Annotated in this window: 19 protein-coding genes, 1 other RNA gene and 1 pseudogene; 10 read left to right on the top strand and 11 right to left on the bottom strand. The window is 64.7% G+C overall.

The window, feature by feature from the left end; translation table 11 throughout:
• The first annotated feature begins 61 nt into the window (after nucleotides 1-61).
• Nucleotides 62-628, top strand: coding sequence for a Tll0287-like domain-containing protein (locus AT959_RS17450; protein ID WP_066885896.1), 567 nt, complete (start codon nucleotides 62-64; stop codon nucleotides 626-628).
• Here the strand turns inward: AT959_RS17450 and AT959_RS17445 are convergent.
• Nucleotides 612-1,526, bottom strand: coding sequence for a LysR family transcriptional regulator (locus AT959_RS17445; RefSeq protein WP_240481875.1), 915 nt, complete (start codon nucleotides 1,524-1,526; stop codon nucleotides 612-614). The genes AT959_RS17450 and AT959_RS17445 overlap by 17 nt on opposite strands.
• 89 nt (nucleotides 1,527-1,615) lie before the next feature.
• Here AT959_RS17445 and AT959_RS17440 point away from each other — a divergent pair, with 89 nt between their 5' ends.
• The 6 genes from AT959_RS17440 to AT959_RS17415 are packed head-to-tail and all read left to right on the top strand — an operon-like array spanning nucleotide 1,616 to nucleotide 7,679.
• Nucleotides 1,616-2,515, top strand: coding sequence for a DMT family transporter (locus AT959_RS17440; RefSeq protein ID WP_240481874.1), 900 nt, complete (start codon nucleotides 1,616-1,618; stop codon nucleotides 2,513-2,515).
• A gap of 21 nt (nucleotides 2,516-2,536) precedes the next feature.
• On the top strand, nucleotides 2,537-2,926 hold the full coding sequence (locus tag AT959_RS17435; RefSeq protein ID WP_066885890.1) for a PTS sugar transporter subunit IIA: 390 nt from the start codon (nucleotides 2,537-2,539) through the stop codon (nucleotides 2,924-2,926).
• A gap of 1 nt (nucleotide 2,927) precedes the next feature.
• On the top strand, nucleotides 2,928-3,197 hold the full coding sequence (locus tag AT959_RS17430) for an HPr family phosphocarrier protein (RefSeq protein ID WP_066885887.1): 270 nt from the start codon (nucleotides 2,928-2,930) through the stop codon (nucleotides 3,195-3,197).
• 6 nt (nucleotides 3,198-3,203) lie between these two features.
• Nucleotides 3,204-4,946, top strand: coding sequence for a phosphoenolpyruvate--protein phosphotransferase (gene ptsP / locus AT959_RS17425; RefSeq protein ID WP_066885884.1), 1,743 nt, complete (start codon nucleotides 3,204-3,206; stop codon nucleotides 4,944-4,946).
• A gap of 7 nt (nucleotides 4,947-4,953) precedes the next feature.
• Nucleotides 4,954-5,781, top strand: coding sequence for a phosphate/phosphite/phosphonate ABC transporter substrate-binding protein (locus AT959_RS17420; RefSeq protein ID WP_066885881.1), 828 nt, complete (start codon nucleotides 4,954-4,956; stop codon nucleotides 5,779-5,781).
• Complete coding sequence (locus tag AT959_RS17415) at nucleotides 5,778-7,679, top strand: ATP-binding protein (RefSeq protein WP_083518467.1); 1,902 nt, start codon at nucleotides 5,778-5,780, stop codon at nucleotides 7,677-7,679. The genes AT959_RS17420 and AT959_RS17415 overlap by 4 nt, the downstream gene beginning before the upstream one ends.
• 42 nt (nucleotides 7,680-7,721) lie before the next feature.
• Here the strand turns inward: AT959_RS17415 and AT959_RS17410 are convergent, their stop codons facing one another.
• A complete protein-coding gene (locus tag AT959_RS17410) occupies nucleotides 7,722-8,303 on the bottom strand; it encodes a tetratricopeptide repeat protein (RefSeq protein WP_066885875.1) in 582 nt (193 codons plus the stop codon).
• 166 nt (nucleotides 8,304-8,469) lie between these two features.
• Between AT959_RS17410 and AT959_RS17405 the strand changes: the two genes are divergently transcribed.
• Entirely contained in the window at nucleotides 8,470-10,710 is a 2,241-nt protein-coding gene (locus tag AT959_RS17405; RefSeq protein ID WP_066885871.1) for a TonB-dependent receptor plug domain-containing protein, read from the top strand.
• Between the two features lie 141 nt (nucleotides 10,711-10,851).
• Here the strand turns inward: AT959_RS17405 and AT959_RS17400 are convergent, their stop codons facing one another.
• The 9 genes from AT959_RS17400 to AT959_RS17360 form a co-directional block, all read right to left on the bottom strand.
• Nucleotides 10,852-12,420 carry a bacteriohemerythrin gene (locus tag AT959_RS17400; RefSeq protein WP_066885868.1) on the bottom strand — a complete coding sequence of 523 codons (1,569 nt, stop codon included), beginning with the start codon at nucleotides 12,418-12,420 and terminating at the stop codon, nucleotides 10,852-10,854.
• 117 nt (nucleotides 12,421-12,537) lie between these two features.
• Nucleotides 12,538-13,005, bottom strand: a complete 468-nt coding sequence (locus AT959_RS17395; protein WP_066885865.1) for a TlpA family protein disulfide reductase — start codon at nucleotides 13,003-13,005, stop codon at nucleotides 12,538-12,540.
• Complete coding sequence (locus AT959_RS17390) at nucleotides 13,002-14,192, bottom strand: sialidase family protein (protein ID WP_240481873.1); 1,191 nt, start codon at nucleotides 14,190-14,192, stop codon at nucleotides 13,002-13,004. The genes AT959_RS17395 and AT959_RS17390 overlap by 4 nt, the downstream gene beginning before the upstream one ends.
• Nucleotides 14,179-16,422, bottom strand: coding sequence for a TonB-dependent receptor (locus AT959_RS17385; RefSeq protein WP_066885859.1), 2,244 nt, complete (start codon nucleotides 16,420-16,422; stop codon nucleotides 14,179-14,181). The genes AT959_RS17390 and AT959_RS17385 overlap by 14 nt, the downstream gene beginning before the upstream one ends.
• Nucleotides 16,423-16,451: 29 nt before the next feature.
• Nucleotides 16,452-16,862, bottom strand: a complete 411-nt coding sequence (locus tag AT959_RS17380) for an ExbD/TolR family protein (protein ID WP_066885856.1) — start codon at nucleotides 16,860-16,862, stop codon at nucleotides 16,452-16,454.
• Nucleotides 16,863-16,864: 2 nt separating this feature from the next.
• Nucleotides 16,865-17,599, bottom strand: coding sequence for a MotA/TolQ/ExbB proton channel family protein (locus AT959_RS22045; protein WP_066885853.1), 735 nt, complete (start codon nucleotides 17,597-17,599; stop codon nucleotides 16,865-16,867).
• Nucleotides 17,600-17,616: 17 nt separating this feature from the next.
• A complete protein-coding gene (locus AT959_RS17370) occupies nucleotides 17,617-18,276 on the bottom strand; it encodes an energy transducer TonB (protein ID WP_240481872.1) in 660 nt (219 codons plus the stop codon).
• Between the two features lie 208 nt (nucleotides 18,277-18,484).
• Nucleotides 18,485-18,809, bottom strand: a transfer-messenger RNA (tmRNA) gene (ssrA, locus tag AT959_RS17365).
• A gap of 26 nt (nucleotides 18,810-18,835) precedes the next feature.
• Nucleotides 18,836-19,429 (bottom strand): riboflavin synthase, encoded by a 594-nt coding sequence (locus AT959_RS17360; protein WP_066885847.1) that lies wholly within the window; start codon nucleotides 19,427-19,429, stop codon nucleotides 18,836-18,838.
• 114 nt (nucleotides 19,430-19,543) lie between these two features.
• On the opposite strand from AT959_RS17360, the pseudogene AT959_RS17355 reads away from it, so the two are divergent.
• Both AT959_RS17355 and AT959_RS17350 read left to right on the top strand, forming a co-directional pair.
• Nucleotides 19,544-20,682: pseudogene (locus AT959_RS17355) on the top strand (ABC transporter substrate-binding protein).
• A 113-nt stretch (nucleotides 20,683-20,795) separates the two neighbouring features.
• Nucleotides 20,796-21,935: an ABC transporter substrate-binding protein gene (locus AT959_RS17350; protein WP_066885844.1), complete on the top strand. Its 1,140-nt coding sequence runs from the start codon at nucleotides 20,796-20,798 to the stop codon at nucleotides 21,933-21,935.
• The last annotated feature ends 65 nt before the right edge of the window (nucleotides 21,936-22,000 follow it).

Below are 22,000 nucleotides of genomic sequence, written 5' to 3'. Positions count from 1 at the left end.
TGACGGACGCACACCAGCCGGCGTAGAATAAGTGTTTTCTTATATACGTTCGGAGTCCGCCATGAAAGCCTTTCTCCCGCTCAGCCTGCTGCTTGCCGCCTGGCCCACCCTCGCCCAGGACATCGGCGCGCTGACCGCAGAAACCAGGAAGGCCGTGCTGCCGGTCGTCCCCAAGGTGGTCAGCGCGATGCAGGAAGCGGTGGCCGAGAAAGGCGTGGCCGGGGCGATTCCGGTGTGCAAGGAACAGGCGCCGGCGCTGATCAAGGCCAAGCGTCAGGAAACCGGCTGGGATATCCGCCGGGTCAGCCTGAAGACGCGCAATGCCGAACGCGGTACGCCGGATCTGTGGGAAGCGCGCCAACTGGCCGAGTTCAATATTCGCGCCGCCAATGGCGAGAAGCCGGACACGCTGGAAAAGAGCGAGATTGTCAGCCTCGACGGCAAGCCGGTCTTCCGTTACATGAAGGCGCTGCCGGTCGGCGATGTCTGCCTGCAGTGCCACGGCCCGGCCGAGGGTCTGGACGCCGGCCTGAAGGCGAAGCTGACCGAAAGCTACCCGCACGACCAGGCGACTGGCTACGGCAAGGGCCAGATTCGCGGTGCGCTGACCGTCAAGCGACCGCTGTAAGCGCCAGCCGGCCCTTGCCGGCCAGATGGTCGAAAAGGGCGGCGGCGGCCGGACTGAGCGCCGCCCGCGCCCGGACACACAACTGCAGGTCGCGCGGCGCCCAGGGGTCGTTGATTTTTACGGTTTCCAGCGCGTCGACCACGGGAATCGATGAATTCGGCACCATGCCGATGCCGACCCCGGCTGCCACCATCCGGCACACCGCATTGAAGCTGCGGACCTGGATACGTACGTCGAGACTACGCCCAAGCTGGGCGGCAGCGTTCATCATGAAGGTGTGAATGGCGCTGCCGGCATGCAGGCAGACGAAGGGCTGGTCGAGCACGTCGGCGAAATCGACGGCGGCCCGGCCGGCCAGCGGATGCCCGGCCGGCACCACGAACACCAGCCGGTCGCGCCGGTAGGGCTGGGTTTCCAGGCCGTTCAGGCTGCGTTCGGCGGCAACGACGCCGATCTCGACCTGGCCGGCCGCCACCGCCTGAATGATCGCCGGACTCGGCTGCTCTTCCAGACTGACCCGGATACGCGGCTGTTCGCGCAGAAAATCGCCGAGATCTTCCGGCAAAAAGCAGTTGATCGCATTGGTATTGGCGAACACCGTGACCTGGCTGTTCAGGCCGCTGGCGTAGGGCGCCAGATCGGCATGCATCTGTTCGAGCTGGGCAAAGACCTGGCGGGCGTGACGGAGCAGCGATTCGCCGGCCGCCGTCGGCGTCAGGCCGCGATGGTGGCGGGCGAAGAGCGGCACGCCGAGCGCCGCCTCGAGCTGGGTCAGCCGGTGGCTGGCCGAGGAGGGCGCCAGATGGACGCGGCCGGCGGCGCGGGTCAGGCTGCCGCTGTCGGCAATGGCGGCAACCAGGCGCAAATCGGGTAGGTCGTAATACATGGTTTCGTCCATAACGAACGCAGGCTTTGGATATTACCAATTGCCAGGCGTTCGGGTGGCGTATTCAATGGCTACCTGCCCCCCACCCACCGAGAATGACTTTGCAAAAATCGAATGCCTGGAAAGACAGTAGCGCCGCCGGGGCAGCCCTCGCCCTGCTCGCCGCCTTCGGTTTTTCGCTGAAAGCCATTTTCGTCAAGCTGGCCTACCCGTATGGCGTCGATGCCATCACGCTGCTCGCGCTGCGCATGGGCTTCTCGCTGCCGGTCTTCCTGTGGATCGGCCTGGCCGAACAGCGGGCCGGCGCCAGCCTGTCCGGCGGCGACTGGGGCCGGCTGATCCTGCTCGGCTGCTTCGGCTACTACGGTGCCAGCATTCTCGACTTCTGGGGCCTGGAATACATTTCGGCCGGGCTGGAACGGCTGATCCTGTTCACCTACCCGACGCTGACCATCCTGATCGGCGTCCTTTTCCAGGGCCGGGCGTTCACCAAACGCGAAGGCATCGCCCTTGTCCTCTGCTACTGCGGCATCGGCTTCGCCTTCATGCACGACCTCGGCCTCAACGAGGCCCGCGACGTCTGGCTCGGCGGCGCGCTGGTCTTCGGCTCCAGCGTCTCCTACGCCATCTACCTGTCGGGCAGCGCGCCGATGATCGGCCGCCTCGGCGCCATGCGCTTCACGGCGCTGGCCTCGCTGGTTTCATCGGCGGTGACGCTGCTGCATTTTGCCGCCGCCCACCCGTTGACCGCCTTCATCCAGCCGCTGCCGGTTTATGGCTGGGGCCTGGCGATGGCGCTGTTCGCCACCATCATCCCGGTCTTCGCCCAATCGGCGGCAATCCGCCGGCTCGGCGCCGGTCGTTCGTCGCTGTTCAGCATGGTCGGACCGCTGCTCACCATCGGCTTCGGCTGGTGGCTGCTCGCCGAACATATTTCGCTGGCCCAGACGGCCGGCGCGGCCCTTGTCGTCGTCGGCATCCTGATCGTCAGCCGACGCTGAAAGGGCGGTAGAATCCGGCGCATGATCGGAATTCTACTCATCACCCACGGCAGCTTTGGCGAGGCGCTCGTCCAGAATGCCTGTCACGTCCTCAACAAACGCCCGCCCCAGCTCAACCAGCTCGGCGTTGCCGCGCAGGACGACCCGCTCGACCTGTTGCCGCTGGCCCGTGAGATGCTCCGCCTGGTCGACAATGGCCGGGGCGTCCTCGTCCTCACCGATATTTTCGGCGCGACGCCGGCCAATCTCGCCACCAAACTGCTCGAACCCGGCCGTATCGAAGGCCTGACCGGCGTCAATCTGCCCATGCTGCTGCGCGCGCTGACTTACCGCGACAAGGGCATGGAAACTCTGCTCACCCGAGCCCGCGACGGCGGCCGCGACGGTGTCTTCAACATGCTGGATCACTAAAATGCTGACTCAGGAAGCCGAAATCATCAACAAGCTCGGGCTGCATGCCCGCGCCTCCGCCAAGCTGACCCAACTGGCAGGCAAGTACAAATGCGAGGTCTGGATGACCAAGGGGACACGCCGCATCAACGCCAAGAGCATCATGGGCGTCATGATGCTGGCCGCCGGCAAGGGGTCCAAAGTCAGCATCGAAACCGACGGCGCCGACGAGGCCGAGGCGATGGCGGCGCTGCTGGCGCTGATTGCCGACTACTTCGGCGAGGGAGAGTAGGACGATATGAGCTTTACCCTGCACGGTCTCGGTGTCTCGGGCGGCATCGCCATCGGGCGGGCCATGCTGATGTCGCACGCGACGCTGGAAGTGTCGCACCTGACCATCGCGCCGCGCATGGTCGAAAAGGAAATTGCCCGCTTTGCGGCGGCCATGCACGCCGTCAAGGGCGAGCTGATGACGATGAAGGAAACCACCGAGCACGCGCCGGCCGAGCTCGCCGCCTTCATCGACATCCACACCATGTTCCTGGAAGACCCGGAACTGGTCGACAAGCCGCGCGAGATCATCCGCGAACGACGCTGCAATGCCGAATGGGCGCTGGTCCAGCAGATGGAAACGCTGGTCGCCCAGTTCGAGCAGTTCGACGACCCCTACCTGCGCGAGCGCAAGTTCGACGTCGTCCAGGTCGTCGAGCGCGTCATCAAGGAACTGCTCGGTCACCCCGGCCGGGCCGTGATGAAGACGGCCAAGGGAGTCAAGGAAGAGCAGTTGATCGTCGTCGCCCACGACCTGTCGCCGGCCGACGTCATCGCCTTCAAGGACCACCGCTTCGCCTCCTTCATCACCGATGTCGGCGGCGCCACCTCGCACACCGCGATCCTTGCCCGCAGCATGGCGATCCCGTCGATCGTCGGCCTCGAAACGGCACGCTCGCTGATCCGCGATGGCGAGCAGATCATCGTCGACGGCAAGCGCGGCGTCGTCATCGTCAATCCCGACCCGCGGGTGCTCGAGGAATACCAGCTTCGCAAGAACCAGATCGAGCTGGAACGCTCGAAACTGAAGCGCCTGAAGACCGCCCGTTCGCAGACAATCGACGGCATTGACGTGCAGTTGTTTGCCAACATCGAACTGCCCGGCGACGTGCCGATCGCCCTCGAAGCCGGCGCCGAAGGCGTCGGCCTGTTCCGCACCGAGTTCCTCTTTCTCGACCGCGGCGACATGCCGGACGAGCGCGAGCAGTACGAGGCCTACAAGAAGGTGGTCAAGGGCATGGCCGGCCGCCCGGTCACCATCCGCACCTTCGACCTCGGCAACGACAAGGACATCCGTCCGGACAGCATCGTCAACGACCGCGTCAAGACCAACCCGGCCCTCGGCCGCCGCGCCATCCGGCTGTCGCTGGCCGAGCCGCGGATGTTCCAGACCCAGTTGCGAGCCATCCTGCGCGCCTCGAAATACGGGCCGATCAAGTTGCTGATTCCGATGCTGGCCCACGCCCACGAGATCGACCAGACGCTGGCCGCGCTCGAGCAGGCCAAATCCAGCCTGCGTGGCGAAAAGGTGACGTTCGACGAAAACATCCAGGTCGGCGGCATGATCGAGATTCCGGCCGCCGCGCTGGCCGTCGGCCTCTTCCTGCGCCGCCTCGATTTCCTGTCGATCGGAACCAACGACCTGATCCAGTACACGCTGGCCATCGACCGTTCCGACGAGCAAGTCGCCAACCTCTACGACCCGCTGCACCCGGCCGTGCTGATGCTGCTCGCCCACACGCTGTCGAGCGCCGAGAAGGTCGGCGTGCCGGTCTCCGTCTGCGGCGAAATGGCCGGCGACCCGAACCTGACCCGCCTGCTGCTCGGCATGGGGCTGCGCATTTTCTCGATGCACCCGTCGCAGGTGCTGGAAGTGAAAAACCGGGTGCTCAAATCCGACGTCAGCGAGCTGACCCCCAACGTTCGCCGCATGCTGCGCCTGGATGAGCCCGGCAAGCTGCGTGAGGCGCTCGACAAGCTGAACGGCTAAGGATTGCATGCTGGCCCGTCCGACCTTCGCCATCCTGTTTTCCCTCCTCGCGCTGTTCGCCGACCCGGCCCGCAGCCAGGACGCCACCTTCAAACTGGGCATCGCCCCGCACACCAGCGCCCGGGTCATTCTCGAAATGTACCAGCCGCTGCGCCAGCATCTCGAGAGCACACTGGGCCTGCCGGTCGAGGTACAGACCGCGCCGGATTTCACCGAATTCGGCCGCCGCGCGCTGAACCAGGAATACGACCTCGCCGTCACCACCGGCCATCAGGCCCGCCTCTACCAGACGGAGGCCGGCTATCTGCCGCTGCTCACCTACAAGGCCGACTTCAAGGCGGTGGCGCTGGTCGCCCGCCAGAGCAAATACCGCAAGGCGGCCGACCTCAGGGGGACGACGGGACTCGGCCTGTCGCGCAGTTCGCTGGTCACGCTGTGGGGCCAGCACTGGCTGAAAATCAACGACCTGAACGACGTCACGCTGCGTTACATCTCCGCCGCCGACAGCGTCAGCCGGCAGGTGCTGGCCGGCGATGCCGCCGTTGCCTTCACCTCGCTCGCCAACTACCAGAAGCTGCCGGCCGAGCAGCAGGCCGCCCTGCGCATTCTGGCCGAGAGCGAGCCGATGGCCGGCCGCGTATACGTGTTGAACCGACAGCGCAGCAGCCAACAGGGCAAGATCGACGCGGCACTGTGGACCTTTGCCGAGACGGCCGAAGGCAAAAAGTACTTTGAAGATAACAAGCTTGGCGGCTATCGCAAGCTGCGTCCGAAGGAGCTCGAGGCGATGGAACCTTACGCCGCGGAAACGCTGCTCCAGATCAAGGGCAAATGACCCCCATCTCTCCTTTGCGTTCCGTCCGCGGCCGCCTGCTAATCCTCGCTGTTGCCGTCGAAGCGCTGATGCTGACCCTGCTCGTCGCCAACAGCCTGCGCCTGCTGACCGACCACATGGGCGGCCAGGCCCGGCGCCATGCCGAACAGATCGCCCCGGTGCTGATCGCCGCCATCCTGGCGCCGATGGCCCAGCGCGACTACGCCACCGTCCAGGCCGTGCTCGACGAGAGCGCCGCGGCCAGCGGCATCGACTACCTGGCGGTGAGCGACGCCAGTGGTCGGCGCCTGGCCGGCAGCGGCTGGCCGGACAACAAGCCGCTGCCCTTGCCGGACAAGGACTTTCACCTCTTCGAAGAGGAAGGCGACGCGCCGCGCTACGACGTCGCGCTGCCGGTCGAAGCCTACGGCCAGAAGCTGGGCGTGCTGCAGTTCGGCCTCGACCTCAAGCAGATCATTGAAGCACACGGCCAGTTGCTCAAGCAGGGGGTCGGCATCGCGCTGCTCGAAATCATTTTTTCGGCCGGCCTGATGGGCTTGCTCGGCTATTTCCTGACCCGCCACCTGAGCGACCTGACCCGGGCCAGCGAAGCGGTAACCGCCGGCAACCTGACGCCGCCACCGGTGGCCGAGGGCGACGACGACGTCGGCCGTCTCGGTGCCGCCTTTAATGCGATGTCGCGCGCCGTCGACGAACGGATCCGCGACCTGACCACCGCCCGCGACCAAGCCAAGGCCCTGGCCCTGGCCGCCGAGGCGGGCGCCCAGGCGAAGACCGATTTTCTGGCAACGATGAGCCATGAAATCCGGACGCCGATGAACGGCATTCTCGGCATGACCGATCTGGCGCTGGCCACCGAGTTGACCGCCGAACAACGCGAATATCTGACCTGGGTGAAGCTCTCCGGCGAGAGCCTGATGCAGGTCCTGAACGACATTCTCGACTTTTCCAAGATCGATGCCGGCCATCTCGGCCTGGAAAAGATTCCGCTCTTCCTGCCCGAACTGCTCGACAGCCTGGTCGGCATCTACGCCGTCCAGGCCCGGGAAAAGGGCCTGAGCCTGCGCTGGCAGGCAAATGGCGACCTGCCGCAGCGAATTATTGGCGACCCCTTCCGGCTGCGCCAGATCCTGACCAATCTGCTGTCGAATGCGCTGAAGTTCACCGAACAGGGCGGCGTCGTGATCACTGTCCGGGCCGAACCCAAGGCGGCAGTGGACGAGTGGCGGCTGCAGTTCACGGTGAGCGATACCGGCATCGGCATCGCCCCCGACAAGCAGCAGATGATCTTCGCCCCCTTCTCGCAGGCGGAGAGTTCCACCACCCGCAAATACGGCGGTACCGGCCTCGGGCTGGCCATCGTTCGCCGCCTGGTCGATCTGATGGGTGGTGAAATCCGTCTCGACAGCCAGCCGGGGCAGGGCAGCACCTTTATCTTTGCCATCGACTGCAAGCTGGCCGCCACGACGCAACCTGCCAACGACCAGGGCGAGCCGCAGCCGGCGGCCATCGGCCTGTTGCGCAACAAGCGCGTGCTGCTGGTCGAAGACACGCCGGTCAATCAGATGCTCGCCCAGAAACTGCTCACCAAGTTCGGCTGCCAGGTCGTCCTGGCCGAAGACGGCTTGCAGGCGCTGAGTGCCATTGCCGGCACCAGGACGCCGTTCAATCTGGTGCTGATGGACATGCAGATGCCCCACATGGATGGCGTGGAAGCGACCCGCCACCTGCGCGCCCACGAAATCGAACATGGCCTGCCGCGCCTGCCGGTCATCGCGCTGACCGCCAATGCACTGACCACCGACCGCGAGCACTGCCTGGCAGCCGGCATGGATGATTTCATCGCCAAGCCGTTCAGCGCCGATGAAATGCTTGAGGTTATCCAGCGTTTTTGCTGATTGCTGCAGTCGACCTGCCAGAAAAGGCAAAAACCGCCAAGGCTAGCGCCCTGAAGAAGCCAGCATTGCCTTAGCTGCCGGTGGTTCAGCCAGCATGCCGGCGCGCCGTTGCAGATCGGCCACGATCTGGATTGATGACGCACGGGAGGCCGCTATCTGCGCCCGGCGGTCGCGCTCGTCGATCAGGGCCAGCGCCTGCCGACGCCAGGCGACAAGCTGCGGATCATGCTCATGGTGCAGATGGTGGCGCCGATCCATCGTGTACCAGCGATGCGCCTCATCCTGGTCGGCCGCCACGCCCTGTCCGATCTGGTACATCAAGCCAAGCTGGATGCGGGAAGCCTTGTCGCCCTTGGCCGCCGCCACCTTGTACCAGTGCATCGCCTGGCCATAATCGAGCGGCACGCCGTCGCCATGCTGGTAAATGAGCGCCAGATTGTAGGCGGCATCGACGCTGCCCCGGTTTGCCCAGTCCTGCCAGATCGCCAGCGCCGCCCCGCTTTCCCCGGCCTTGTGCAGCATCGCCGCGCGATACAGGGCAGGCTCAACATCGTCGGCCATCGCCTGCGGCGCGCCGGCAATCCATAGAACAGTGCAGCAGAGAGAGGCCAGCAGTCGCTTCATGATGATCTTCCAGAAAAGGAGGCGAATTACCTGCCAAAGCCTAGTTCTTTCCCTAGCTCGCCGGAACTAGACAAATTGTCGCGCGGCAATTTGTCGCATTCCTACCGCCCCGCTAATCCCGGACAATCCCCCCGCGCAAAAACACCAATAATTCAGGGAGAGTTTCATGGGGTACCGCATTCGTCCGTTGACCGCCGCGTTGGCCGTCATTTTTTCCGCGCCCGTCGCCTACGCGCAGAGCACCTTGAACGAGGTGGTCGTCAACGCCAGCCGGATTCCGGAAGCGACGTCGCCACGCCAGGTCGGCTCGGCCGAGATCGCCGCCAAGCACGCGGTGACGCGGGATACCGCCAGTTTGCTGCAGGACGTGCCCGGGGTCAGCCTGTACGGCGCCGGCGGCATCTCCAGCCTGCCGTCCATCCACGGCCTGGCCGATGACCGCCTGCGCATTTCGATCGATGGCATGGATTTCATCGCCACCTGCCCCAACCACATGAACCCGCCGCTTTCCTACCTCGATCCGAACGCCGTAACCAAGATCAAGGTCTATGCGGGGATTACCCCGGTCAGCGTGGGCGGCGACAGCATCGGCGGCAGCATCGTGGCCGAAACCGCCGCCCCCAAATTCGCCGCGCCCGGCCAGGGTCTGCTGACCCAGGGCGAAATCGGCGGCTTTTATCGCAGCAACAACAATGCCCTCGGCGGCAATGTCGGAGCGACGCTGGCCACCGAGAATTTCAGCATCAACTACACCGGTGCCACCACCAAGGCCGATAACTACAAAGCCGCCGGCGATTTCAAGAGCACCACCGCGACCGGCCGCACCGGCCACACGCTACCGCTCGACGAGGTCGGCTCGACGGCCTACGAAACGCAAACGCACACCCTCGGTTTCGCACTACGCGGCGGCAACCACCTCGTCGAAGCCAAGTTCGGCTACCAGGACGTCCCCCAGCAGCTCTACCCCAACCAGCGCATGGACATGCTGGGCAACGAGCAGAAGCGCGTCAACCTGCGCTACCTCGGTCAATTCGACTGGGGTAGTGCCGAAGTCCGTGCTTACCACGAAGACGTCAAGCACTTCATGGAGTTCGGACCGGACAAGAAATTCCAGTACACCGCCAGCAATACGTCGCAAGGCATGCCGATGCGCTCGGAAAGCACGACCACCGGCGCCAGCGCCAGGTTTAACATCGACCTGACGGCGCAGGACCTGTTGCGGGTTGGTGCTGAATTCCAGCGTTACAAGCTCGACGACTGGTGGCCGGCCGTCGTCGGCAGCATGGGCATGGGGCCGAACGACTTCCTCAACATCAACAACGGCGAGCGCGATCGCACCGCCCTGTTCGGCGAATGGGAATCCCGCCTGAACGCGCAATGGACCACCCAGATCGGCGCCCGTTACGAATACGTCCGGACCAGCACCGACCCCGTCCACGGCTACAACCTGGCGAGCGCCCCCGTTTCCGGCTCGGGCGGCATGATGAGTCAGACCACCGACGCGGTGCGCTTCAACAATGGCAGCCGCAGCCAAGCTGACCATAACCTGGACCTGACGGCACTGGCCCGCTATACGCCGAGCAAGACCACCGACATCGAATTCGGTGTCGCCCGCAAGGTCCGCTCGCCGAATCTTTATGAGCGCTACACCTGGTCGACCGCCGGCATGATGGCGATCATGAACAACTTCGTCGGCGACGGTAACGGCTATGTCGGCGATCCCGACCTGAAGCCGGAAACAGCCTACACCGCCTCGACCACCTTCGACCTGCATGCCGCCGACCGCAGTTGGGAATTCAAGGCAACGCCGTACTTCACCTACGTCGACGACTACATCGACGCCGTCCGCTGTACCTCCGGCGCCGCCTGCACCGCGAACAACAGCAGGACCAGCAACCAGTTTGTCGTCCTCAAATACACCAACCAGTCGGCCCGCCTCTACGGTCTTGATCTTTCCGGCCGCATGCCGCTGGCCAGCACCGGCGTCGGCGCCTTCGGCCTGAACGGCCTGCTCGGCTACACCCATGGCGAAAACCGCGATACCGGCGGCAACCTGTACAACATCATGCCGCTCAACGCCAAGCTGGCGCTCACCCATCAACTCGGCGGCTGGAACAACGCCCTCGAAGTGATCGGCGTCACCGGCAAGCACGACACCTCGGCCGTGCGCAATGAAATCCAGACTTCCGGCTACAGCCTGACCAACCTGCGTGCCAGCTATACCTGGAACAAGACGGCACGGATCGATTTCGGCGTCGAAAACCTCTTCGACAAGTTCTACTACCTGCCGCTGGGCGGCGCCTACACCGGCCAGGGAACAACCATGGGGATCAACAGCATCCCCTGGGGTATTGGCGTTCCCGGCATGGGCCGTTCGTTCTATGCCGGGTTCAACCTGAAGTTCTGATCGCCTCTGCAACACACCCCAACCATCGCCCCGAGACAACTCGGGGCGATGGCGTTCAGGCCAGGCGTTTTCAAATCAGTCGGTTTTTCCCGGTTGACCGTAGCAGACACCGGGCTTTTGCCATTCTGGCCGGGCAGAAACTCAGACGGCGGGGCTGGTCACCAGCTCGCGCAACTGCGCATCCTCATGCACGATGTGCTTGACCAGCCAGTGGCGCAAATAGACCAGCACATCGAACTGCGCAGTCAGCGGATTGCTGTGCAGTTCGGTGTAGAACTCGCGCAGGCGTTCCTCGAACCGGCCGTGCTGATGCTGCTGGTGCTGCAGCGCCCGGTGGCCGTAGTGCTCCATCATCCGTTCCTCGGCCCGGAAATGGACCTGGACGTACTGGTCGAGCGCCTTCAGCACGCGGGCCACTTCGCGCGCACCGCGCTTGTTGGAAACCACTTCGAACAGATCGTTGGTCAGATCGAACAGGTAGCGATGATGCTCGTCGATAACGTCGATACCGACCCGGAGGCTGTCCTCCCAGCGCACCCAGTCGGCGCTGTTGTACAGCGTTTCCGGGAAACTCAGCACCTGGTTGGGATCGATGATGTCGTCCCGGTACAGTTCGCGGATGCGCATGATTTCCGGCAGGGCCAGATCGAAGGCGGCGACCACGGCCGGGTCGAAATGGGTGCCGGAATTCTCGCGCACCCAGGCCACCGCCTCGTCCAGCGGCCACGGCCGCTTGTAGGGGCGGACCGAGGTCAGCGCATCGAACACATCGGATACCGCACAAATGCGCGCCAGCAGCGGAATCGCCTCGCCGGCCAGGCCGTCGGGATAACCCGTGCCATCCCAGCGCTCGTGGTGGCTGGCGGCAATGTCGCGTGCCACCTGGATCAAACTGTCCTCGCCGGTCAGCAGACGCTTGCCGATGTCGGTATGGCGCTTCATGACCTCGAACTCGTCGCTCGACAGCCGGCCGGGCTTGAGCAGGATGGCATCGGGAATGCCGATCTTGCCGACGTCATGCATCGGTGCGCAGATGGTCAGCAGTTCCCGGGTTTCGGCCGGCAGGCCCATCGCCTTGGCGATTGCCGTGGCGAAATGCGTCATCCGCATGATGTGCATGCCGGTTTCGTTGTCGCGGTACTCGGAGGCGGTCCCCAGGCGCCGGATGGCGTCGGTGCGGGCATCCTCCAGCTCGACCTCGCGGACGCGCAGGGTTTCGTTGATGACGCAACGCGAGACGAGGACCGACAGCGCCTTGGCCAGGTCGGTCATGAATTCGAACTCGATCGCATCGGGCTGCCAGGCCGGGTCGATGAAAAGCAATGCCCGCCCGGCGACCTGCTCCCCTTCGTTCAAGGGCAGGACGAAACAGGGCGCCTCGGCCGCCACCTCGGGCAGGGCCAGCGGCGGGTCGAGGCTGGCCGGGGTGGCCAGGAAAGCCTCGGCCGCGTCGGCTGCCGTCGGCCCGGCCGGCGGAATCGTCATCTCGGCCTGCGCCCAGACCGGCGGCAGGCCATGCTGGGCGACCTGGATCAGCGCCCCGCGCGAATTGCGCAACAGGATCAGGCTACGCGGCTGAACGCGGATGCCGGGCAAGGTTTGCAGCAAATCGAACAGGCGCGCCAGCATCTTGTCCGGATCGGCATCGCCAATTTTGGTCAACTCGAACACCAGCCGGCTGATCGCCAAAATCTCCTGATCTTTGTCCATTATCTTTTTGGGCTAGTACCAAAGTAAGGATCGAAGATTACACGGAAAGCCCCGGCTCAGGGCGGCAAGATGCTTGTGCCAGAAGAGCTTTGAGATGCCATCCGGGAACGGCGCGGATCAGAAACGCAAGCCGGTGGCCTTTTCGATGGTCGGCTGGTCGAGGACGCCGGACAGTTTTGCCTTGCCGCCGGCCCCGTCGAACAGAAACGTCCGCGGCAACTCGCCGGCCCAGCTCGGGTCGATGGCGTAGGCAATCGCCTCCGGGCTGTCGCTGCCATAGGCATAGCGCGGCCCGGGCAAGGCGTAGCGGTCGAGCAACGGGACATGGCCGGCCTCGGCCACTTCCGCGGCGACGGTGATGACCCGCAACTGCTTGTTGCGTTTGACCAGGCCGGCGAGCAGTTGCAGGTTTTTCTTGCAGTGACTGCAGTCGGCCGACCACAGTGCGACGACGGTCGGCTGCCGATAGCTGCCGGCCTCGGTCAGTTGCCGGGCGGCGGCCCGATCGAGCGGAGTGAATCCGGCCGCCAGCAAGGGCATGACGGCCAGGGCCAGGGCCAGCCCGGCGAGCAGGCGGCGGCTCATGGCAGCACCAGCACGCGGAAGCCTTCCTTCTCGGTGTGCCAGAAAGCGTACAGCTTGTCCTGGCGCTGGATGAGGCGTGGCTGGTCGGAGGCGCCTTCGGTGGCGGCGAGCTGGAGTTCGTCGAAACGCTGGCCGCCGTCGCCGGAAAGCAGGCCGCGCAACTGGGTCCGTTCGCCATCGAACTCTTTCCAGACGATGGCCAGCTTGCCGCCCGCCGTCGCCAGATCGGCATGCGCGGCGCGCGGCCCGCCGACCGGCCGCTGAGCTTCGACGCGGATTTCGGCCCCGGGCAACAGTCGACCGTAGAAGACCCGGCCTTCACCGTCCTTCTGGTTGAACCAGACGGCATGGCGGACACCGGCCTCATCAACGACCAGCGACGGGCCGTGATGCGGGCAGCCATCGACCTTCCAGCGGTCGAAGGTGGCGCGCTGCACGCTGGCCGGCGTGCCGTCAGCCGCCAGGCGGGCCAGCGCATGATCGCGCTCGTTCGGGGCATAGACGTGGCGCCACATGAAGAGCGGCGTGCCGTCATGGTCCAGCGCACTGGTAATCCGGCAGCACTCGCAGGAATGGTCGGCCAGCTTGCGCTCGGCCTGGAAGCTGCGCCCGCCGTCGGTCGACACGGCGCTGTAGATGGCGGCACCGCGGTAGGTGCTCTTGCCAGCCTTGGCCGCTTCGAGGTCGCGCTTGTCGATCCAGGCGACGATGACCTTGTTGTCCGGCGTCGTCAGCAGCGATTCGAAACGGTGGGTGATTTCGGCCGGGTCCTTGTGTACGGTGAGCGGCGCCGCGAAGTTCTGGCCGTCGTCGGCCCGGGCCAGCCGGATGGCGCCGCTGTACGGTTTGCCGAGCGGCCGCGTCCAGGACACCAGCAAGCCGCCATCGGCCGCGAAGGCGAGCTTCGGGCGATTCTCGCCGTCGGCGGAAATGGGCTCCGGCCGGGCGTTGACCGCAGCCGGCGCCGACCAGTTCTGGCCCTCGTCGCGACTACGGTAGAGCATGACGTGCTCGCCCTGCTTGGCGGCGACCAGCAGGCTGCCGTCCGGCGTGAAAATGGCCGAGGCGCCGAGTTCCTGCTTGGCGGCCTTGGCCTTGGCCATGCCCGGCATGCCGTCCGCCGCCAGCGCGCCGGCCCCGGCCAGAGCGAGCAGCAGCCCGGCAGCGAGCAGCCTAGAAATCGACACGGACTTCGCCATGGAAGGTGCGCTGCGGGTAGGGGTGGAAGGCATAGTATTTTTCGTTGGTCAGGTTATCGACGCCGAAGGCGACGGCGGCCTGCTTGGCCAGCCGGTAGGAGACCTTGGCATCGAAGGTGGAGAACTTGCTGTTGCCGCCGTAGGTATCGGGCCACTGGTCGGAATTGTCCGGGTTGTTGTACTGGCGGCCGCTGTACTTGTAGCCGAGCGAGCCGGTCCATTGCTCGTTGAAGCGATAGATCGCCAGCAGCGAGGCCCGCCAGTCCGGGACGCGGACCATCCATTTGCCGACCATTGCCGGATTGAGCTGGTTTTCCAGGACGCGTGAATGGACGTAGGTCAGGCTGGCCGTCAGGTCGAGGCCGCGCAGCACCTCGGGTGCCGTGTAGGCGGCTTCGGTGCCGCGGGCGCGCAGCTTGTCGATATTCTGGTTGCGCGTCGTGTTGCTGTAGTCGGTGAAGCTGTACAGCGCATCCTCGACCACTTCCTCGAACAGCGACAGGCGCAGGATGCCCTGGCCGACCGCCCCCTCGGCGCTCAGATCCTTGGCGAAGACCTTTTCCGGCTTCAGGTTGGGGTCGCTGATCCGGGTCGTCGAGCCGGTGGTTTCGGTCTGGAACAGTTCGGTCACGGTCGGGAAGCGGTAGGCCTTGCCGAGCGAGGCGCGCAGCGTCCAGTCGGCGGTCGCCTGCCAGGCCAGGCTGAGCTTGGGCGAGGTGCCGCTTTCTTCGCGGTCGTTGAAGCTGTTGTTGCCCAGGGCCGGGGTATAGATCCGGCCATCGGTGGCCTGCCAGGATTCCTGGCGCACGCCGGCGGTCAACGTCCAGTTTTGGGCAAATTTCCATTCGTCCTGCAGATAGAAGGCCTGCGTCTGCGTCCGCCCCTCGTTGCGGTTGCTCAGCGTCGTCCGGCTGGCCTCGTTCAGCCAGTTGCTGGCGTTGTACTTGCTGTAGTCGTAGCGGTAGGCATCCTGATGGAAGCCGGCCGTCACTGCGTGGCCGCTGCCGCTCGGCTTCCAGATCAGGCGCAGGTCGGCGTTGTTCCAGCCGGAACCGTCGTTATAGGCCAGCGAACCGGCGCTCGAACTGGCCGTGTTTGCCGTCCGCGTCAGGTCGGTCGGTGTCTGGTACACCGAGAAGGCGCTTTCGAAGCGCCAGTCGTCGGCCAGTCGGCTATCGAAAGTCAGGCCGTACAGGCGGTTCACCGTATCGCTGCGCGACGGCGCGAAATTGCCGGCGGTCAGCGTATAGCGCTGGCCGTTGATCAGCACCGTGCCACTGCTCACCGTCTGGCCGGCGGCATTCTTCAGGTAGCTGTCCTGGCGGCTGGTCGAATCGTTGCGCCATTCGCCGAAGGTAAAGGCGAGCCGGGTACCCGGCGCGAAGTCATAGGCCAGGCGAACCTTGCCGACGTCCTGGATGGTGTGGTCCATGCCGTAGGCGCCGACGATGACGCGGCGGGCGCCGGTCGGGTCGCTGTCGATCACCGCGCCGCTGACCGGTGTCCCGCCCGAACCGCCAGTCACCGGGGTCGCCGTGGCAAAGCTCATCGGCTGGCCGTAGCTGTCGAGATGGTTGGCCATCGCCGAAATGCTCAGCTTGCCGTAGCGCACGGCGCCGCTGCCCTGCTCCTGATGGCCGTGCGCCGTCATGTCGGTGTTGTAGAGCTTGAAATTGGACGAGAACATCTGGGTCCGGACATGCGCCTCGGCCCCTTCCGGCTGCCGCGTCGTCATCAGGATCGTCGCCCCCGCCGAATTGCCCGGCAGCAGCGCGGAAAACGGCCCGTACAGCACGTTGACCGTATCGATCTCCTCGCTGCCGACCAGGTTCCAGCGCGCCGGGTAGGCGTAGCTATTGCCGAGCAGGTTGGAGAGCAGCAGGCCGTCGGCATAGACCAGCGAACGGGCGCTCTGCACGGTGCCGGTGGTGCGCGCCGCGATGATCGCATTGCGGTCGCCGACGTAGCGCTTGCGGATCTGCAGGCTGGGCATGTATTTGACGACGTCCTCAGTATTGACGACGTTCATGTTGCGCGCCTGTTCGCCGGTCACTTCGGCCTGCGGCGAAGGGTTCTGGACGACGGCGCTCGGCCGGCTCTGGCGCACCGTCATTTCGGACAGCTGCTTGGCATCTTCATCGTCGGCCGCCAGCAACTGACCGGAAGTAATCAGGGCGGCAATCGCCAGCGCGAGCGGCTTGGGGCGCGGGTGTTTCATCGGTTTGTCTCGGCAATCGGAATCAGGAATCAGGAATTGGGTTGGGTCAGGAAAGCGATCTTGACAATGCTGGCCCGTTGCGCCGCGGCCATCACATCGGCCACCTTTTCGTAGGCCACCTTGCGGTCGGCCCGCAGATGCAGTTCCGGCTGACGGGCGCTGGCCGCGGCAAAGCGGGCATCCAGCCCGTCACGCGGGATGGCCTCGCCGTTCCAGAAGAGCCCCCCGTCGCCATCGATCGCCAGCTGGATCACTTCCGGCTTGTCGTCGAGCTTGCTGGCGCTGACCTGCGGCAGGTCGATCGGCACTGCCTGGTGAAAGAGGGGTGCGGTGATGATGAAGATGACCAGCAGCACCAGCATCACATCGACCAGCGGCGTCGTGTTGATTTCGGCCATCGGCTGGCCGCTGCCGCCTTCGTCAAAGCTGCCGAAGGCCATGATCAACCCTGCCGACTGGCGCGGGCGGCGCCGATATCGACCAGATTGACGCTGCCACCGACGCGGACGCCGGTCGTCAGGTAGGCGTGCAGGTCGTGGGCGAAACCGTCCAGTTGGACAGCGACCAGGCGGTTGGCACGGGTGAAGGCGTTGTAGGCGAGCACGGCCGGGATGGCGACGAAGAGGCCGGCCGCGGTCATGATCAGCGCCTCGCCGACCGGGCCGGCCACCTTGTCGAGGACAACCTGGGTGGCGCCGGAGAGACCGACCAGCGCGTGATAGATGCCCCAGACCGTGCCGAACAGGCCAATGAAAGGCGCCGTCGAGCCGACCGAGGCGAGAAAAGTCTGGCCGCGCTCGATGCGGGCCTGGGTATTGACGATATGCGAACGCATCGAGCGGGTGACGAACTCGCTGGCATTGACGCCGGCCCCGATGCCGCGCGCCGCGTTCTGCTGGTGGGCCTGCGCCGAATGGGCGCCGGTCAGCGCCAGGCCGGCGAAGATGCCCGACGGGTCGTCGCGGCGCAGCGCTTCGAGCGCCTCGGGCAGCGAATTGGCGCTCCAGAAACTGTTCAGCGCCCGCTCCTGCGAACGCGAGGCCCGCCAGGCCGACATCAGCTTGCTCAGGATCACCGTCCACGAAGCCAGCGAAAGCAGGGCCAGAATGAAGGCGGTGCTATGGGTCACCAGGTCGCCCTGGCTCCAGAAGTGGGCGATGCCCATTTGCGATTGCATGTTTTCCCTTTCCTTACTCAATCAAGTGCAAAGGTGATCGGGACGACCACCGAAGATTCAACGGCTTCCTCACCCCGCCGCGCCGGCACGAAACGCCAGCGCGTGACGGCCTCGGCGGCAGCCCCGTCGAGCCGGGCAAAGCCGCTCGACTTGGCGAGTGCCACATCGAGCGCCGTGCCTTGGGCGCTGACCCGGACTTTCAACAGGACCTTGCCTTCCTCGCCATTGCGCCGGGACATCGCCGGGTAGACCGGTTTCGGGTTATGCAGGTAATCGGCGTCGAAGCGGGCCGCGACCAACGTCGCCACCGGCGCCGGGGCGGCGGCGATCGGCTGGACGGGCGGTGCCGGCGGCTGCGGCGGCACGGCAAAGCTGCTGCTGGCCGGTGCCGTGCTGGCCACGGCCAGGACCGGCTGCGGTTGCGCCACCGGCGGCCGGCGGGCTGGCGGCAGCGGCTTCGGTGGCGGCAGGGGCTTGGCCGGTTCGAGCTTTTTTTCCTCGATCATCGGCAGCAGCCGGACGCTGATGCTCGACGGCAACTGGATCAACTCGTTCTTGACCGACAGATAGAGCGCCGCGTAGCCCAATAGAAGATGCAGCCCGACGACCAGACTCAGGTGCGCCAGGCGCTCGAATGTCGACGGCGGAACTTCGGAACAATCCAGAGGCGGCAGCACGGCAGAAACCACAGCATTCCCTAATATTGACGGAGATCAAAAACACTTTAAAAACAATGTTTTGGAGTGCGCGAATTCTATTTGATCCGGACGGCGCTGCCGATGCGGCAAATTGTCACAGGGGAGCGCGTCGCCACGGCAAGGCTGGCAACTGTGAAATCAGCGGGGGGGGGGCAGTCCGTGGCCGGCGCAAACCCGGCGCCGGAATTGACGACGGGGACCGAAGTCCCCGCCGGCTATCTTTGGTAACAAGGCTCTAGCAGCCCCGGCTAGCCGTTTTTAGGCGGCAATAGCGAAATGCTCATCATTGGCATTTATGAATTTGCTTCATTAACGTCGATCGCCTGACGAGTTGCCTGCTCACCTTCACCCGCCCTGTCGAAACCGGTACACCCCCATCTAAACGCACCGCGATGCGCTTAGGTGGAGATGAGGGGAGTCGAACCCCTGTCCAGAACGTCTCCAGCTCGCCGGAGTTACAACCATGCATCGAATTATGGGGGCGGGTGGCCGGTTTTACAAGATTTGCCGGCAAACAAATGGTTACTGTTTGTAACCCTCAGCCGCGCTCGGCGCTCAGCAGGCGTTCGCAGTAGCGGGCGATCAGGTCGACTTCGAGATTGACCCGGCAGCCCGCCTGCAGCAGATGCAGGGTGGTGTTTTCCAGGGTGTGGGGGATCAGGTTGATGGTGAAGATTTCGCCGGCCACCTCGTTGGTGGTCAGGCTAGTGCCGTTGACGGTGACCGAACCCTTGCGTGCGATGAACTTGGCAATGTCTTTCGGGGCGCGGATTTCGAGCAGGCGGTTGTCGCCGACCGGGTCGAAACGCAGCACCTCGCCGACGCCGTCGACATGGCCGGAGACCAGGTGGCCGCCGATGACATCGGACAGGCGCAGCGCCTTTTCCAGATTGACCGGGCCGGGCGCGTCGAGGCCGACGGTGCAGGACAGGGTTTCTGGCGAGACATCGACCATGAAGTGATTGCCTTCCTTGGCGACGACGGTCAGGCAGACGCCGTTGTGGGCGATCGAGTCGCCGAGCGCGACGTCGTCGAGGCCGAGGGTTCCGGCTTCGACTTGCAGGCGGAAACCGGCTTCGCGGGCGGTGAGATGGGTGATGCGGCCAACCGCCGCGATGATTCCTGAGAACATGGCAGAACCTGTTTTGCGCAAAAAAAGAGACTTTATCACGCCCGGTTGACCGGCCGGCTTGCGGGAAAGGCAATCGAAGACTAGGGTTTTCACTTTTGTGCAATTGATTCACCGATGGGAGACAAAATGCAGAAAACAAGAATGGTTATAGCCTTTTGGGCGCTGTCGACCGCAGCCCTCGCCGACATCAACGTCGGCGTCACGCTGTCGGCGACCGGCCCGGCCGCTTCGCTCGGCATTCCGGAAAAGAACACCATCGACCTGCTGCCGAAGACGATGGCCGGCCAGAAGGTCAATTACATCGTGCTCGATGACGCCTCCGACACGACGACCGCGGTCAAGAACACCCGCAAGCTGATCAGCGAGCACAAGGTCGACCTGATCATCGGCTCGACGACGACGCCCAACTCGCTGGCGATGATCGACATCGCCGCCGAGAACGAGACGCCGATGATCGCCATGGCCGCCTCGGCCCGTATCGTCGAACCGATGGACGACAAGCGCAAATGGGTCTTCAAGACAGCACAGAACGATGCCCACATGGCGACCGCCATCGTTGAGCACATGACCAGCAACAACGTCAAGACGGTGGCCTACATCGGCTTTTCCGATGCCTACGGCGAAGGCTGGTGGAACGAGTTCTCGAAGCTGGCCGAAAGCTGGTCGGCAACGAGCGCTTCAACCGCACCGACACCACCGTCACCGGCCAGGTCCTCAAAGTGCTTGCCGCCAAGCCCGATGCCGTGCTGATCGGCGGCGCCGGCACGCCGGCCGCGCTGCCGCAGAAATCGCTGAAGGAAAAGGGCTACAAGGGCATCGTCTATCAGACGCACGGCGTCGCCAACAACGATTTCCTGCGCGTCTGCGGCAAGGACTGCGAAGGCACCGTGCTTCCGACTGGTCCGGTGCTGGTCGCCGGCCAGTTGCCGGCCGACAACCCGGTCAAGAAATCGGCCAGCGAATATGTCGCGAAATACGAGGCCGTGCACGGCAAGGGCAGCGTCAATGCCTTCGGCGGCTATGCCTGGGATGCCGGCCTGCTGCTCGCCAGCGCCGGCCCCGAGGCGCTGAAGAAGGGTGCGCCGGGCAGCCGCGAATTCCGCCTGGCGCTGCGCGAGGCGCTGGAAGGCAGCCGGAATGTCGCGGCGGCGCATGGCGTCTTCAACATGAGTCCGAACGACCATCTCGGCTTCGACCAGCGCGCCCGCGTCATGGTCAGCATTCGCCAAGGCGGCTGGCAGCTGGCGCGCTAGATTTGGCCGGCAGCATTGACGCGACCGCCCGGGGCAGCAGCAGGGGCGGCGCGTGGTAGACTTCCGCCCTTCGATTTTTTACCCTTTTGTGTTTCTTTTTCCGGGATAAGACCATGCTCAAGAAACTGACCCTCGCCGTTCTCGCCACCGTATCCACCGCTGCGCTGGCCGACATCAACGTTGGCGTTTCCGTGTCGGCCACCGGCCCGGCCGCCTCGCTCGGCATCCCGGAGAAGAACACGATTGCCCTGCTGCCGACCACGATCGGCGGCCAGAAGGTCAATTACATCGTGCTCGACGATGCGACCGACCCGACCGCCGCGACCAAGAACATCAAGAAGCTGATCGGCGAGAACAAGGTCGACGTGATGATCGGCTCGACCACCACGCCGAATTCGCTGGCCATGATGGATGTCGCGGTCGACAACGAAACGCCGCTGATTTCGATGGCCGGCTCGGCGATCGTCGTCGAACCGATGGACGCCAAGCGCCAGTGGGTTTTCAAGACGGCCCAGAACGACGCCCACATGGCGACCGCCATCGTCCAGCACATGACCGACAAGGGCGTTCAGAACGTCGCCTTCATCGGCTTTGCCGACGCCTACGGCGAAGGCTGGTTCAAGGAATTCGCCAAGATCGCCGAAGCCCGCAAGCTGAAGGTCGTCGCCAGCGAGCGCTACCAGCGCAACGACACCTCGGTGACCGGCCAGATTCTCAAGGTGATGGCCGCCAAGCCGGACGCCATCCTGATCGGCGGCGCCGGTACCCCGGCCGCCCTGCCGCAGAAGGCCCTGAAGGAAAAAGGCTACAAGGGCCTGATCTATCAAACGCACGGCGTTGCCAACAACGACTTCCTGCGTGTCGGCGGCAAGGATGTCGAAGGCGCCTTCCTGCCGGTCGGCCCGATGGTCGTCGCCGCCCAGTTGCCGAACGACAACCCGGTCAAGAAATCGGCGCTGGAATACGTCACCAAGTACGAAGCCGCCCACGGCAAGGGCAGCGTCAGCTCCTTCGGCGGCCACGCCTGGGATGCCGGCGTGCTGCTGCAGAACGCCATCCCGGTCGCCCTGAAGAAGGCCCAGCCGGGCACCAAGGAATTCCGCAAGGCCTTGCGCGATGCCATCGAAAGCACCAAGAACCTGCCGGCCGCGCATGGCATCTTCAACATGTCGGCCAACGATCACCAGGGTTATGACCAGCGCGCCCGCGTCATGGTCACCATCGAAAACAACACCTGGAAACTCATCAAGTAATTCAGCTGCCTCGCGCCGCTCCCCAATCCGCCCCCGGCCGTGCCTGATGCACGGTTTGCGGGGCG

The sequence above is a fragment of the Dechloromonas denitrificans genome (assembly GCF_001551835.1).
GTDB lineage: Bacteria > Pseudomonadota > Gammaproteobacteria > Burkholderiales > Rhodocyclaceae > Azonexus > Azonexus denitrificans.
This window is presented reverse-complemented; position numbering and strand designations above follow the sequence as displayed.

Bases quoted from the DNA above. Each gene is read 5' to 3' on its own strand.
- AT959_RS17450 (WP_066885896.1), top strand. From the start codon at position 62: ATGAAAGCCTTTCTCCCGCTCAGCCTGCTGCTTGCCGCCTGGCCCACC.
- AT959_RS17445 (WP_240481875.1), bottom strand. From the start codon at position 1,526: ATGGACGAAACCATGTATTACGACCTACCCGATTTGCGCCTGGTTGCC.
- AT959_RS17435 (WP_066885890.1), top strand. From the start codon at position 2,537: ATGATCGGAATTCTACTCATCACCCACGGCAGCTTTGGCGAGGCGCTC.
- AT959_RS17430 (WP_066885887.1), top strand. From the start codon at position 2,928: ATGCTGACTCAGGAAGCCGAAATCATCAACAAGCTCGGGCTGCATGCC.
- ptsP (WP_066885884.1), top strand. From the start codon at position 3,204: ATGAGCTTTACCCTGCACGGTCTCGGTGTCTCGGGCGGCATCGCCATC.
- AT959_RS17420 (WP_066885881.1), top strand. From the start codon at position 4,954: ATGCTGGCCCGTCCGACCTTCGCCATCCTGTTTTCCCTCCTCGCGCTG.
- AT959_RS17415 (WP_083518467.1), top strand. From the start codon at position 5,778: ATGACCCCCATCTCTCCTTTGCGTTCCGTCCGCGGCCGCCTGCTAATC.
- AT959_RS17410 (WP_066885875.1), bottom strand. From the start codon at position 8,303: ATGAAGCGACTGCTGGCCTCTCTCTGCTGCACTGTTCTATGGATTGCC.
- AT959_RS17405 (WP_066885871.1), top strand. From the start codon at position 8,470: ATGGGGTACCGCATTCGTCCGTTGACCGCCGCGTTGGCCGTCATTTTT.
- AT959_RS17400 (WP_066885868.1), bottom strand. From the start codon at position 12,420: ATGGACAAAGATCAGGAGATTTTGGCGATCAGCCGGCTGGTGTTCGAG.
- AT959_RS17395 (WP_066885865.1), bottom strand. From the start codon at position 13,005: ATGAGCCGCCGCCTGCTCGCCGGGCTGGCCCTGGCCCTGGCCGTCATG.
- AT959_RS17385 (WP_066885859.1), bottom strand. From the start codon at position 16,422: ATGAAACACCCGCGCCCCAAGCCGCTCGCGCTGGCGATTGCCGCCCTG.
- AT959_RS17380 (WP_066885856.1), bottom strand. From the start codon at position 16,862: ATGGCCTTCGGCAGCTTTGACGAAGGCGGCAGCGGCCAGCCGATGGCC.
- AT959_RS22045 (WP_066885853.1), bottom strand. From the start codon at position 17,599: ATGCAATCGCAAATGGGCATCGCCCACTTCTGGAGCCAGGGCGACCTG.
- AT959_RS17360 (WP_066885847.1), bottom strand. From the start codon at position 19,429: ATGTTCTCAGGAATCATCGCGGCGGTTGGCCGCATCACCCATCTCACC.
- AT959_RS17350 (WP_066885844.1), top strand. From the start codon at position 20,796: ATGCTCAAGAAACTGACCCTCGCCGTTCTCGCCACCGTATCCACCGCT.